Source organism: Rhodococcus sp. PSBB066 (assembly GCF_017068255.1).
Taxonomy (GTDB): domain Bacteria; phylum Actinomycetota; class Actinomycetes; order Mycobacteriales; family Mycobacteriaceae; genus Rhodococcus; species Rhodococcus aetherivorans.
This window is the reverse complement of record NZ_CP070859.1, coordinates 2,030,247-2,042,925: the sequence shown is the minus strand read 5'-3', so window position 1 is coordinate 2,042,925 and position 12,679 is coordinate 2,030,247. Positions and strand designations below refer to the sequence as shown.

Genomic DNA, 12,679 nt, shown 5'->3' with positions numbered 1-12,679 from the left:
CGGCCGCACCGGGCTCGGCGCGATCAACGATGTCGGTGAGGGTGAGTCGATGAAGGCCATGGCCGAGGGCATCACCCTCGGTCGTCGCGTCTCCACCGGTGAGGACGTGGCAGCCTTCGTCTTCTACCTGGCCGGCCCCCGACTCGAACTACATGACGGGCCAATCCGTGCTCATCGACGGCGGCATGCTGTTCGTCCGAGATCCCGACGACGACCCGCTCACCGCCTCGCGGTGCGCGGCGCCGCCGGACCGGTTGCGCCGTCGAACAACCCACAACCGGTCCGACGAAGGGCGCGAGAGAACCGCAGCGCGCATGATGCAACGGCCGCTACTCGCCGGCCAGATCGGCGGAGAGGTCGGAGACATGGACGCCGTCCGGGATCCGGACCTCCTCGACCGGTTCGGGTCTGTCGTCGAACTCGAGCTTCAGCGCGCGGCAGATCGTAGCGTGCATGTCGTACATGCACGTGATGTAGGTGAGTTCCATGATCTCCTGGTCGGACAGGTGAGCCCGGAGCAGGGCGAACACCTCGTCGGGCACCCGGCCGCCACCGAGGACGAGCCCGTCCGTGTAGGCGAGCACGGCGCGCTCGAGCTCCGAGAACCGGTCGCTGATCTGCCAGTGCGGGAGGGCAGCGATCTTCTCTTCGGACATCCCGAGAGAACGCATCTGCTTGCAGTGCTGGGAGAACACGAACTGGCTCCCGCGCGCGTACCCGGCCCTGCCCTGACCGAGCTCGCGCAGCAGCGGGTCGAGACCTGCGTTGCGGTACAACGCGAAGCCCCGTACGGCATGCCGGAACACGGCCGGAGACTGTGCGAACACCGTCCACCAGTCGCCCGGCGTGGCATGAATGGTGCCGTGGTCGACGGCGGGGTCCTTGTCGGCGCCGAACAGCCGGTCGTAGAAGAAGAGGATCTTTTCGTCGGTCACCTCGGCACGAGGGACTTCACGGAGGCGGGGCATGTCGATTGTCCTTTCGGCCGTCGGTCAGGAGGCGCCGGTCGTGCGGCGGTCGGCCGCGGTCTTCGGCTCGTGCACGACGTCTTCCGGAGTGAACTCGCGCGTCCAGCAGGCAAATTCGAGGAGGACGCCGTCCGGATCCTGGAAGTAGAACGATCGGACGAAGGTGCCGTCGTGCACCTCCTTGGCTACGCCGGACGGGCTGTCGTCGTGGTTGAGGACGCGGCTGACCTCGACACCGTCCGCTTGCAGCCGTGCGCGGTACTCGCCGAACAGTTCCGGTGGGACAGCGAAGGCCACGTGGTTCATCGATCCGACCGCACTGGCGAGTTCCCCCTCGTCGGGGCGGCCCTTCGGCGCCGCAACGCCGGGGGCGGCATCGGGTGCGTCCTCGAGCCAGAAGAACGCGAGGGTGTTGCCTCCCCCGCAGTCGAAGAAGAAGTGCTGGCCGAGTCCCCCGGGCAGCTCGACCGTCTTCACCAGGGGCATGCCGAGGGTTCCCGAGTAGAAGTCGATCGTCCGCTTCATGTCGGAGCAGACGAGGGCGAGGTGATTGATCCCGCGGAGTTCGAACTTCGAATTCGATGTGGTCACTGCAATCCTTTCGGGCACTGATTCGGAGAAATCCGGGCAGGAAACGGAGAGAATCAGAGAACAAGAGGTACGAGATGACTTGACAGTCATGTCACCTTCGGGGATAGTCTGACCGTGGCCAAGTCATCTGTCAACACCCCGTCCGTACCCGCGCCGGTCGAGACCCTCACGGCGCGGGGGCGGAAGACTCGTGACGCCCTGCTCGACGCGGCGCGCACCGTATTCGAGACCGTCGGATTCCCCGACACCCGGGTCGAGCAGATCACCCAGGAGGCCAACGTCGCTTATGGCACCTTCTATCGGTATTTCGAGTCGAAGGAACACATCTTCCGCGAACTGAGCACCCGCCTGTTCGAGGATGTACACCGCCGCGAACCGACCGATCCCGACCTGTCCCCCGCGGCACGGCTCGTCGCGGCGAATCGCTCGTACTACAAGGCCTATCGGCGCAATGCACGGCTGATGGCGATCGTCGAGCAGGTCGCGACCATCAACGACGAGTTCCGGGAATTGCGCCACGAGCACCGCTCCCAGCTCATCGAACGGACTTCCCGGGCGATCGCCCGCTGGCAACAGGAGGGACTCGTCCGGCAGTCGCTCGACCCGATACTCGCCGCCCGCGCGATGTCCGCGATGGTCGATCACACCCTCTACCTCTGGCTGATCCAGGGGGAGGCGGCGGACGAAGAGGCACTGCTGAGCACCCTCGACCAGATGTGCCTGGGCGCCCTGGGACTGGAATCCGATTCCCCCTGACATCCCATCCGCAGCACCGAGGAGAACCACCTTCGCATGTTGGATCTCGCAGACCGATTCTTCGCCGCCGTCCGAGCCGGTGACGTGGAAACACTGACAAACCTGTATGCGCCGGACGCGCGCATCTGGCACAACGACGACGGCCGCGAGCAGACCGTCGAGGAGAACCTGCGCGTGTTGCGCTGGCTCACCCGCACGCTCGAGGACTTCCGTTACGAGGACGTCCGCCGCGACGCGGTTCCGGACGGCTTCGTACAGCAGCACGTGGTGCGCGGGGCCCTGCCGGGACACGGTCCGCTCGAAGTTCCTGCCGCACTGTTCGTCCGGGTCGTGGACGGACGGATCACCCGCATCGACGAGTACGTCGACTCCGCCGCCATCCGACCGCTGCACGAGACGACCGACACGACAACGAAGGGAAACGGGGCATGACCACCAATCATCCCGAGGGCCACATCGCAGACCTGTGCGCCCGCATGCGCTCGTTCATCGACAACCAGGTGATTCCTGCCGAGCCGGTCCTCGCGCGCGAGGACGACGACGCCCGCAAGGCACTCGATCAGCTGCGCACGCAGGCAAAAGAGCTCGGTCTGTGGGCCTTGGGCCACCCGGCGGACGTCGGGGGTGGTGGTGTGCAGTTCCTCGATTTCGTATACCTCAACGAAATCATCGGCCGGTCCGAGTTCGGGCAGCTCGCCGTCGGGTCCGTGTCCATGCAGGACACCTTGATGCTGCGCAAGCACGGCACCGAGGAACAGCGGGAACGATGGATCCCGCCGCTCGTCGCCGGCGAGTTCCTGCCCTCGGTGGGACTCACGGAGCCGGAGGTCGCCGGCTCCGATCCGACCCTGATCACCACCCGCGCGGAGCTCGACGGGGACACCTGGGTCATCAACGGGCACAAGTGGTTCACGACGGGAGTCAAAGACGCGGGCTACTGCACCGTCTTCGCGCGCACCGAGCCCGAGGACGTGCCCCGCCACTCCCGGATCAGCGCGATCATCGTTCCGACCGACACCCCCGGTTTCGAGATCCTCCGCTCGATCCCGACGATGGGCCACGATCCCAGCGACCACTACGAGGTCCGTCTCTCCGACGTGCGGGTGCCTGCCGAGAACCTGCTCGGCGAGCGCGGCAAGGGGTTTGCCGTCGCGCAGGACCGCCTCGGACCCGGGCGCATCTTCCACGGCATGCGCTGGCTCGGTCAGGCGCAGCGGGCCTACGAGCTCATGTGCGAGCGGGCCAACACCCGCTACGTGCACGGTTCTCTCCTGGCAGAGAAGGGCGAGGTCCACCGGTACATAGCGGAATCCGCCGCGCAGATCCACGCTGCCCGGCTGATGACACTCGATGCCGCCCGCGCGATGGACTCCGGCGACGATGCACGCATCCGGATCGGGCTCGTCAAGTTCTGGTGTGCACGGATGCTGCACGACGTCGTCGACCGCGCCATCCAGGTGCACGGAGCGCTCGGGCTGACCGCCGACACGCCGTTGGAGCGGATGTATCGGCAGGCCCGGTACGCCCGCATCTACGACGGCCCCGACGAGGTCCACCGCATGTCCACAGCTCGCAAACTGTTGCGCGACCCGGGCGCGGCGCCGTGGCTGTGACCGAGGCTTCCTCGTCACTGGGTGACGGGATCCGAGCAATCCTCATCGAGGTGCGCGGCGAGAACGTCTCGGTCGGCGAACCCCGACAGCTGACCGGCGGCGCGAGCCGCGAGGTGTGGTCGGCGCAGGCAACCGATGCCGCGGGCAACCCCCTGCCCGTAGTCCTCAGGCGTGATCCCCCCGGGCACGGCGACGCACAGCGGATGCGCGCGGAGACGGCATGCCTGCGCGCCGCCGCCGCCGCCGGTGTGCCGGTACCCGCTGTCCTTGCCAGCGGTGACACCGCCCCCGGCATCGATGCCCCCTTCCTGCTGATGGAAAGAGTGGCCGGCGAGTCGATTCCCCGGAAGATCCAACGGGATCCGGCGCTCGCCGAAATGCGGGAGCGGCTGGCCGAGAAGATGGGATTCGTGCTGGGACAGATCCACAGCAGCGCTGTCGGAGCCCTCACGATGCTCGACACCAGAGACCCGATCGACGTGCTCGAGTCCGTCTATCGGGCTCTCGACGACCCGCGCCCGGCGGTCGAAATCGGGCTGCGGTGGCTTCGGGACCATCGGCCTTCGCGCCGACCGGCCACTCTCGTGCACGGCGACTTCCGCCTCGGCAACCTTCTGGTCGACGACACCGGAATCCGGGGCGTCCTCGACTGGGAGCTCGCCCATCTGGGCGATCCGATCGAGGACCTCGGATGGCTTTGCGTCCGGGCATGGCGGTTCGGTGCCGAACTCCCGGTCGCCGGTGTGGGGACCCGCGAGCAGTTGCTCGACGGCTACGAGAAGGCGACGGGTGAGCGGCCTTCGACGGCAGAGCTGCACTGGTGGGAGACCTACGGCACCCTGCGGTGGCTGGTGCTCAGCCGGTTCCAGGCGCAGCGGCATTTCGGCGGCGCCGAGCGCTCGCTCGAACTCGCCGCGATCGGCCGCCGGGTCTGCGAATCCGAATACGACCTGCTCCTGATCCTCGATCTGCTCGACGACGAGCCACCGGCGGCACCTGCTCCGCCGGCCGAGTCGCTGCACGACCGCCCGAGCCTGGCCGAGATTCTCGAGCTCGTCTCCTGGACGCTCACCGACGAAATCGGTCCGGCACTCGACCGGACGCAGGACCGGGAGCGCTACCTGCTGCGGATCTGCGTCAACCTCCTGGGCACGGCGCGTCGGGAACTCGACTCCGGCGACAGCACCGTGCTCGGGGACCTGTTGACCGAAGTCGGCTGCGCCACCGAGGCCGAGCTCGCAACCGCGCTTCACCGGGGAACGCTCTCGTACACCGACCCCCTTGTGCGTCGAGCCGTCTCGACAGCGGTCATGGCCCGTCTGCGCGTCGCCAATCCACGCCACCTCACCACGTGATCGAAAGCGATTCCATGTCAGATTTTCTCGGATCACCGACCCCTACCAGACCACGGCTGCGCCAACTGCTGGACAGCGCGGCACCGGTCCTGGCGCCGGGGGCCTACGACAGCCTGTCCGCGCGCCTGGTCGAGGCCGCCGGGTTCGATGCGGCGTACATGACCGGCTTCGGCACCTCTGCGAGTCTGCTCGGTCGCCCCGACGTCGGATTGCTCACCGCTACGGAGATGACCGACAACGCCCGCCGCATGGCTGCTGCCGTCGACGTCCCGTTGATCGCCGATGCCGATACCGGGTACGGCAACCCTCTCAACGTCATTCGCACCGTCCGCGACTACGAGAGGGCCGGCGTCGCGGCCATCCAGCTCGAGGATCAGGTCGCTCCCAAGCGATGCGGCCACATGGAGGGCAAGGCGGTCGTCCCGGTCACCGACATGGTGGCCAAGCTGGAGGCGGCCGTCGCGGCCCGCACCGATCCGGACCTCCTGATCATCGCTCGGACCGACGCCGCGGCCGTCGACGGGCTGGACGCGGCAATCGATCGCGCCCTGCACTACGCGGACGCCGGCGCCGACCTGTTGTTCGTGGAGGCTCCGGCCAGCATCGACGAGGTGCGTGCGGTGGCGACCCGGTTGAAGGGACATCGCCTGGTGTTCAACTGGGTAGAAGGCGGGCGCACTCCGCCGGTGCCGCTGGATGTGCTGGGCGAGCTGGGATTCGCTCTTGTGCTGTTCCCGATCGGCGCGCTGCTGGCCGCTACGAGGTCGATCCAGGACTTCCTGGCCACGATCGTGCGCGACGGGACCCCGGCGGCGGCGTTGTCGCGCCTGCCCTCCTTCGACGAGTTCACCGGGTTCATCGGACTGTCCGAGGTGAACGAACTCGGTTCCCGTTTCGCCGATCGCTGAGCCGGAAGGGTCCGCCTGGCCACATGGCCAGGCGGGCTTTTTCGGTACCGATCGCACCGGGCGACAGCCGGAGACCACTAACACCGCAGCGACGGACGGGCACCCTAGATCCTGATCGAGGGTGCCCGTCCGTCGCCGGTCGTGGTCCGGGCAGTTCAGCCGGTGGCCACCGGTTCCAATTCCAGTCCCGGGTCCTTTGTGCCCTCGGACCGTCCCCCGTCGCTGCGACGACCCGGGATGCATGCCACGAGCGGCGCGAGCCCCCACCGCACCAGACTGATCAAGCCGTAGGGCAGTACGAAGATGAACAGGATCAACGCCGCGCCGTAGGTGATGCCGGCCGCCGACTGGTTGAGTTCAGCAGTCCACTGCGGGACGTAGACGACGAAGAAGGCGCCGAACACGACACCGGGCACGGTACCGAGACCTCCGACCACGATCATGGTGATGAACGCGATCGCCAGCGGCAGCCCGAAGGCCTCCGGGCCGACGTACTGGACGACGAAGCTGTAGAGCACCCCGCCGACGCCGGCGAGTGCGGCACTGAGGGCGAACACGGTGGTCTTCGTCCGGGTGGCCGGCATACCGAGGGTCGTCGCCACGGCCTCGTAGTCACGGATCGCGATCAGCGATCGCCCGATGCGGCCGGCGGAGAGCCGGCGCACCACGAGATAGGTCAGCGCGGCGACGAGCAGGCACAGGTAGTACACCCACTGGTCGCGATCGAGACCGGAGGATACGGGTGCCTCGGCCGCGGTGACGTTGATGCCCGCCTGACCGTCGGTCACGTGCTCGAAGCGTTTGATCACGGCGGGGGTCACCAGTGCGAGACCCAGTGTGGCGAGCGCCAACTGGAGGCCGTGGAGCCGCAGCGCCGGCAGCCCGAACAGGTATCCGCCCACATAGCAGACCGCGAAGGCGAGCGGGAGCACCACCGGATAGGCGACACCATGGTTCTCGATCAGCACCGCACTGAGATACGCGCCCACGGCGAAGAAGAAGCCATGGCCCAGGGAGATCTGACCGGTGTTGCCTGTCAGCAGATTCAGGCCGAGTCCGACCACGACGTACACGAGAACCATGGAACGGTCGAAGTTGACGTACGGCGCCGAGACGAGCGGTGCGACCGCGGCGAGGACGAGCACCACCGCAACGGTGGTACGGCGGAGCCACACCGGTGCGTCGAGTTCGGCGCGGGGGCGGCGGAGCATATCGAGGACTTTCATACCCGCGCCACCTTCCGCGCACCGAAGAGACCTTCCGGCCTGAAGAGCAACACCCCCAGGATGAGGACCAGTGCCACGGCTTGCTTGAAGTCGTGGCCGATCCACTCGATGTACGTACCGGCGAGGTTCTCCGCGACACCGACGCACAATCCGCCGACGAGGGCGCCGACCGGACTGTCCAATCCGCCGAGAACGGCGGCAGCGAATGCGTAGATCAGCGACGCGACGAGCATGTTCGGCTGGAGGAACAATTGCGGGGCCGCGAGCGACGCCGCGAGCGCGCCGATCGCCGCCGCCAATCCCCAGCCGATCATCAGCATGCGACCTACCGGAATACCCACCAGCTCAGCGGAATCCGGATTTCCGGCGGCCGCCCGCATCGCGAGGCCGACACGGGTACGCTGGAACAGGAGGAACAGCAGCGCCGCGACAACCACGACCGCGCCGACGATCACGAGGGACTGCCGCGAGACTGCCACCGTCCCCAGCGTCACCACCGGTCCGGACACCGTCGACGGAAATTCCCTGCTCTGCACACCCCAGATCCAGCCGGCCGCGCTGTTGAGGACCAGCATCAGTCCGAGAGTGATGATGACGAGCGGCATGTGGTTCGGCGAGCCCGCCAGCGGCCGGATCAGCACCCGCTCGGTGACGGCGCCCATGAGGAACGCTACCGCCATCGCCCCGAGGATCGCGACATACAGCGGCGCACCCCACTGGTGGAACTGCCACGCGAAGAACGCCGCGAACATCGCCATCTCCCCCTGCGCGAAGTTCACGATCCCGGAGGCCCGGTAGACGAGGACGATGCTCAATGCGAACGCACCGTACAGTGCGCCCCACGTGAGCCCGTCCACCAATTGTTGAAGAAAGACGTGCATGACTCACTCCTGTGCTCAGTAGCCGAGGTAGGCGCGTCGCACCGACTCGTCGTGTGCGAGACCGGCGGCGGGACGCTGGGCGACGACGCGACCGGCGTCGACGAGCACCGCGGACGACCCGATGTCGAGGGCCAGGTGCGCGTTCTGCTCGACGACGAGAATTGTCGTCCCCATCTCCGCATTGATGCGGCTCAGCGCACGGAACACCTCCTGGGTGATGCGGGGGGCCAGGCCGAGGGACGGCTCGTCGAGCAGCAGCAGCCGTGGTGCGGCGACGAGGGCCCGGGCGATGGCGAGCATCTGCTGCTCGCCGCCACTGAGTCCGCCGGCCTGCTGCCGACGCCGCTCCCGCAGCCGGGGGAAGAAGTCGTACCACTGCTCGATCGCCCGGTCGGTGTCGGCGACGGCGGCCGCGTACCCTCCGATGCGGAGGTTCTCCTCGACCGTCAGGTCGCCGAAGGTGCCGCGGCCCTGCGGAACGTGCGCGATCCCGAGACGCGCGATCCTGTCGGTGCGCATGCCTGCGATGTCCCGGCCGTCGAATTCGATCCGGCCACGAGTGCGGACCATGCCGCACAGCGCCCGCAGGATGGTGGTCTTGCCGGCACCGTTCGCGCCGAGCACCACCGTCACCGCGCCCTTCTCGGCTTGAAATTCGATGCCGTGCAGAACTTCTGCACTTCCGTACCAGGCGAAAAGCCCCTCGACGCTCAGCAGGCTCACGCCGCACCCCCCAGGTACGCCTCGACGACCTCGGGGTGCGCGGCCACGTCGGCCGGAAGCCCCTCCGTGATCTTCTGCCCGAAGTTCAGCACGACGACGCGGTCCGAGATCGACATCACCATCGCCATGTGGTGCTCGACCAGCAGCACCGAGAATCCTCGTTCGTCACGCAGTTGCCGGACGGTCTCGGCGAGTTCGAGCACCTCCTCGTGGATGAGCCCGTTCGCGGGTTCGTCCAGCATCAGCAACTTCGGACGCTGCATCAGCGCCCGCGCGAGTTCGATCCGTTTCAGCGTCCCGTACGGAAGGGTGCCCGCCGGTTCGCGACCGACCCGGGCGAGGTTCATCGACTCGAGCAGTGCCCATGCCTCGTCGCGCTCGCGTCGCTCTTCACGTCCGGTCATCGGCAGACCCAGCGCGGCCCCGAGAAACCCGGTCCGGGTACGCGAGTACGCACCGGTCAGCACGTTGTCCACAACCGACATCGTGGGGAACAACCCGATGTTCTGGAACGTTCGGGCGATACCGACATCCGCGACCCCGTCCGCCGACAGCGACAGCAGATCCTTGTCCCCGAAGGCGATTCGTCCCGATTCCGGCTGGTACAGCCTGCTGATGCAGTTGAACAGTGTCGTCTTTCCCGCCCCGTTCGGACCGATCAACCCGACGATGTGACCGGGCTCGATCGTGAACGAGGGACCGTCGAGCGCGACGACGCCGCCGAACCGGAGCCGGACCTCCTCCACGACCAGGGCGGGAACCGCGCCGTCGTCGCCGGCGTCCGGTACGGACGTCATCGCTCGGTGCTGCGGGTGACCGCAGCGTCGTAGTGCCACCTGCCGTCGCGGAACGTCATCGGCGCCATCGAGGTGATCGCGTAGGGATAGTCCGGCGTGGTGTCGAAGGTGATTCCCTCGATCGCGAGATCGGTGGTCACACCCCGCATGTTCTGCACCGCGTCGAGCAGGTCGGCCCGCGTGCAGCCGTCCATCTGCTTCAGGGCGGTCACCAGCAGCTGGGCGGTGTTGTAGCCGGTCGCCGCGATGGTGTCGGTGGTCTTGATCTTCCCGGGGTTGCGTTCGGCGAATTCCCGCCATTTCTGCACACCGGGCTTGGCGTCGTGATCGGTGCTGCTGACGTCGTAGATCCAGTAGAAGGAGTGGACGCCCTCGGCGGCGTCCGGACCGGCGGGGGCGAGGACGAAGTTGGTGTCGGTGGCGCCCGAGTAGATGTAGGTGTCGGGTTTCCATCCGAGTTCGTGCGCCTTCTTCAGCGACTGGGTCACGAAGCTCGCCGTCGCAAAGTTGACGAAGACGTCGGCGCCGGAGTTCGCGAGGTTGACCACCTGCGAGTCGACGGACGGCGTCGTCTGCTCGTAGGCCTGCTGTGCGACGACCGCGGTACCGCTGCCGTCGAGTGCGGACTTCAGGGCGTCGAGGCTTCCGTTGCCGAGGCTGTCGTTCGGGTACAGCACCGCGATCTTCGCCTGTGGATGGTCGCGCAGGATGATCTCGGCACGCTCCGAGACCTCCCATCGTGTCTGCGGGTTCACCGCTCCGGCCACGACAGGGCGCTGCTCGTGCGTGGCCAGCAGTTCGTCGGTGCCGGTCATCGGGAACACGAGCGGCACGTTCTTCTGCGTCAGGTAGTCCACGACGGCGAGCGTCGAGGCGGTGCCGATCAGATTCTGGATCGCGAAGACCTGTTCCTGTTCGACCAGTGAGCGGACGTTGCCGACGGTGCGTGCAGGGTCGTATCCGTCGTCCATCGCGATGTACTCGATCTTGCGGGTCTTCCCGTCACCCATGGTGACCCCGCCCGCGGCGTTGATCTCGTCGAACAGCGCGGTTGCGGCGACCGCTTGAGGTCCCGCGACGGACTGCATGAGGCTTGTTCCGAAGCGGATCTCGGTGTCGGTGATTCCGGGATCGCAGTCACCCGCCGAAGTGGCGGTGTCCCGGCCGGAACAGGCTGCCAGGGCGGCGGTGGTGCACAGGGCAGTAAGGCCCACGGCAAGAGTACGTTTCATGGTCGCTCCGTGTGTCGAGAGGTGCGCAGGGCAGGACAGAAGTGCCGCTCGGGGCGGCGGGCCGGACTGGGAGGCTTGTGCTAGACGAGTGTTCGGGTGGCGAAGCGCTCGCGAAGATCGCGCTTGAGGATCTTGCCGCTGACGTTCTTCGGGAGGGCGTCGACGAACTCGACGCGCCTCGGCACCTGGAATCCGCCGAGGTGCTCTCGGCACGTCGCGATGATCTCGTCCGCGGTAGCGGTGGAGCCGGAGCGCAGAGCAACAATGGCGCAGACGATTTCGCCCCACGTCTCGTCCTTGACGCCGATCGCGGCCGCCTCGGCCACCGCCGGATGACTGTACAGGGCCTGTTCCACCGTGAGAGAAGCGATGTTCTCGCCACCACTGATGATCAGGTCCTTCTTGCGGTCCACGATGTAGACGAATCCTTCGGCGTCCCGTCGCACCAGATCACCGGTGCGGAACCAGCCGTCGGTGAACGCGGCGTCCGTCGCGTCGGTGTCGTTCCAGTAGCCGGCCATCACCTGGTCGCCACGGACGACCATCTCGCCGATCTCTCCGACCGGAACGTCCCGCAGCTCGTCGTCCACGATTCGAATATCCGCCAAACGCATCGGCTTTCCGGCTGCCGCAAGGAGGTTGGACTCCCCGTTCGCGGCGCGCCGATGCGCCTGCTGGTCGAGGTGCAGCACATTTCCGGCCAGCTCGGTCATGCCCATACCCTGATAGAAGTCACAACCGAGGCGGTCGAGTCCCTCCCGCAGTACGGGAGCGGGAATCGCCGACGAACCGTACCCGATCGCCTCCAGCGTGCCGAGGTCGTGCGCGTCGAGCGCCGGATCCTGCAGCAGGAAGTTGATCATCGTGGGCGCCAGGCCGGTCTGGGTGACCTTCCACTGCTGGACCAGCCGGAGGAAGGTGGCATTGTCGTAGGCGCGGATGATCCCGACCGTGGCACCCATCAGGTGGTTCAGGAGCGTCACGTAACCGCCGACGTGGCAGAGCGGGAAGCAGAACAGGAAGACGGTGTCCTCCGGCAGCGCCCACTGGAGGGCCGAGGAGGTTATGCCGGTGAGGAGGTTGCGGTGGCTGAGCATCACACCCTTCGGCACCCCGGTCGTGCCGCTGGTGTAGACGATCCATGCGATGTCGTCAGGACGCGGACGCACCTTCGGTTCCGTCGCGGGCGCGCCGGCGACGAACGCGTCCCATGACAAGAACGCCGCATCGGCGTCGGCGTCGCCGATCACGACGACGGTATGCACCGACGTGATCCGGTCGCGGATACTCGCGACCATCTCGGCGAAGTCCTCGGAGACTACGAGGACCGCGGCGCCCGAGTGCTCGACGAGCGCCGCGATCTGCTCGGGATGCAGCCGGAAGTTCAGGATCGTCAACGCCATGCCCGCCATGGGCACGCCGTAGTAGCAGTCGAAGTACTCGGTGCGGTTCGTGGAGAGGATCGCGACGCGGTCGCCGGGGTCCGCGACGCCGAGGAGTGCGTTCGCGAGGCGGCGGCTGCGGTCGCGCAGCTGGCCGTAGCCGACCGTCTCGTCTTCGAAGCGCAGGGCGATGCGATCGGGATGCTTGCGTGCGCCGTACTCGACGATGTCGCTGAGCAGCATTCGG

Annotated in this window: 13 protein-coding genes; 5 read left to right on the top strand and 8 right to left on the bottom strand. The window is 67.2% G+C overall.

The genetic code is table 11. The features are described from left to right. Positions 1-329 precede the first annotated feature (329 nt). Positions 330-968, bottom strand: a complete 639-nt coding sequence (locus JYA75_RS09545) for a carboxymuconolactone decarboxylase family protein (RefSeq protein WP_006935223.1) — start codon at positions 966-968, stop codon at positions 330-332. Between the two features lie 24 nt (positions 969-992). Further along, positions 993-1,559, bottom strand: coding sequence for a VOC family protein (locus JYA75_RS09540; RefSeq protein ID WP_006935222.1), 567 nt, complete (start codon positions 1,557-1,559; stop codon positions 993-995). A 114-nt stretch (positions 1,560-1,673) separates the two neighbouring features. On the opposite strand from JYA75_RS09540, the gene JYA75_RS09535 reads away from it, so the two are divergent. Genes JYA75_RS09535 through JYA75_RS09515 form a run of 5 tightly spaced genes read left to right on the top strand, consistent with a single transcriptional unit; the run spans position 1,674 to position 6,191 of the window. Continuing rightward, on the top strand, positions 1,674-2,315 hold the full coding sequence (locus JYA75_RS09535) for a TetR/AcrR family transcriptional regulator (RefSeq protein ID WP_043798504.1): 642 nt from the start codon (positions 1,674-1,676) through the stop codon (positions 2,313-2,315). Between the two features lie 36 nt (positions 2,316-2,351). Continuing rightward, positions 2,352-2,747, top strand: coding sequence for a nuclear transport factor 2 family protein (locus JYA75_RS09530; protein WP_029545863.1), 396 nt, complete (start codon positions 2,352-2,354; stop codon positions 2,745-2,747). Further along, positions 2,744-3,928, top strand: coding sequence for an acyl-CoA dehydrogenase family protein (locus JYA75_RS09525; protein ID WP_029545865.1), 1,185 nt, complete (start codon positions 2,744-2,746; stop codon positions 3,926-3,928). The genes JYA75_RS09530 and JYA75_RS09525 overlap by 4 nt, the downstream gene beginning before the upstream one ends. Beyond that, the gene (locus JYA75_RS09520) at positions 3,925-5,283 is read left to right on the top strand and encodes a phosphotransferase family protein (RefSeq protein ID WP_006935217.1); all 1,359 of its coding nucleotides are present in this window, start codon (positions 3,925-3,927) and stop codon (positions 5,281-5,283) included. The genes JYA75_RS09525 and JYA75_RS09520 overlap by 4 nt, the downstream gene beginning before the upstream one ends. A gap of 14 nt (positions 5,284-5,297) precedes the next feature. After that, entirely contained in the window at positions 5,298-6,191 is an 894-nt protein-coding gene (locus JYA75_RS09515; RefSeq protein WP_006935216.1) for an isocitrate lyase/PEP mutase family protein, read from the top strand. 155 nt (positions 6,192-6,346) lie between these two features. Here the strand turns inward: JYA75_RS09515 and JYA75_RS09510 are convergent, their stop codons facing one another. From JYA75_RS09510 to JYA75_RS09485, 6 genes are all read right to left on the bottom strand, one after another. Further along, positions 6,347-7,417: a branched-chain amino acid ABC transporter permease gene (locus JYA75_RS09510; RefSeq protein ID WP_161995326.1), complete on the bottom strand. Its 1,071-nt coding sequence runs from the start codon at positions 7,415-7,417 to the stop codon at positions 6,347-6,349. Then, a complete protein-coding gene (locus JYA75_RS09505; protein WP_006935206.1) occupies positions 7,414-8,298 on the bottom strand; it encodes a branched-chain amino acid ABC transporter permease in 885 nt (294 codons plus the stop codon). Before JYA75_RS09505 ends, JYA75_RS09510 begins: the two co-directional genes overlap by 4 nt. Positions 8,299-8,313: 15 nt before the next feature. Continuing rightward, positions 8,314-9,021 carry an ABC transporter ATP-binding protein gene (locus JYA75_RS09500; RefSeq protein ID WP_050035854.1) on the bottom strand — a complete coding sequence of 236 codons (708 nt, stop codon included), beginning with the start codon at positions 9,019-9,021 and terminating at the stop codon, positions 8,314-8,316. Continuing rightward, complete coding sequence (locus tag JYA75_RS09495; protein ID WP_006935204.1) at positions 9,018-9,818, bottom strand: ABC transporter ATP-binding protein; 801 nt, start codon at positions 9,816-9,818, stop codon at positions 9,018-9,020. Before JYA75_RS09495 ends, JYA75_RS09500 begins: the two co-directional genes overlap by 4 nt. Then, positions 9,815-11,050, bottom strand: coding sequence for an ABC transporter substrate-binding protein (locus JYA75_RS09490; RefSeq protein WP_050035855.1), 1,236 nt, complete (start codon positions 11,048-11,050; stop codon positions 9,815-9,817). Before JYA75_RS09490 ends, JYA75_RS09495 begins: the two co-directional genes overlap by 4 nt. 80 nt (positions 11,051-11,130) lie before the next feature. Then, on the bottom strand, positions 11,131-12,675 hold the full coding sequence (locus JYA75_RS09485) for a long-chain-fatty-acid--CoA ligase (protein ID WP_185713049.1): 1,545 nt from the start codon (positions 12,673-12,675) through the stop codon (positions 11,131-11,133). Between the last annotated feature and the right edge of the window lie 4 nt (positions 12,676-12,679).

Coding starts and splice junctions, on each gene's coding strand:
- JYA75_RS09495 (WP_006935204.1), bottom strand. CDS start 9,818: ATGACGTCCGTACCGGACGCCGGCGACGACGGCGCGGTTCCCGCCCTG.
- JYA75_RS09530 (WP_029545863.1), top strand. CDS start 2,352: ATGTTGGATCTCGCAGACCGATTCTTCGCCGCCGTCCGAGCCGGTGAC.
- JYA75_RS09515 (WP_006935216.1), top strand. CDS start 5,298: ATGTCAGATTTTCTCGGATCACCGACCCCTACCAGACCACGGCTGCGC.
- JYA75_RS09510 (WP_161995326.1), bottom strand. CDS start 7,417: ATGAAAGTCCTCGATATGCTCCGCCGCCCCCGCGCCGAACTCGACGCA.
- JYA75_RS09485 (WP_185713049.1), bottom strand. CDS start 12,675: ATGCTGCTCAGCGACATCGTCGAGTACGGCGCACGCAAGCATCCCGAT.
- JYA75_RS09525 (WP_029545865.1), top strand. CDS start 2,744: ATGACCACCAATCATCCCGAGGGCCACATCGCAGACCTGTGCGCCCGC.
- JYA75_RS09490 (WP_050035855.1), bottom strand. CDS start 11,050: ATGAAACGTACTCTTGCCGTGGGCCTTACTGCCCTGTGCACCACCGCC.
- JYA75_RS09505 (WP_006935206.1), bottom strand. CDS start 8,298: ATGCACGTCTTTCTTCAACAATTGGTGGACGGGCTCACGTGGGGCGCA.
- JYA75_RS09545 (WP_006935223.1), bottom strand. CDS start 968: ATGCCCCGCCTCCGTGAAGTCCCTCGTGCCGAGGTGACCGACGAAAAG.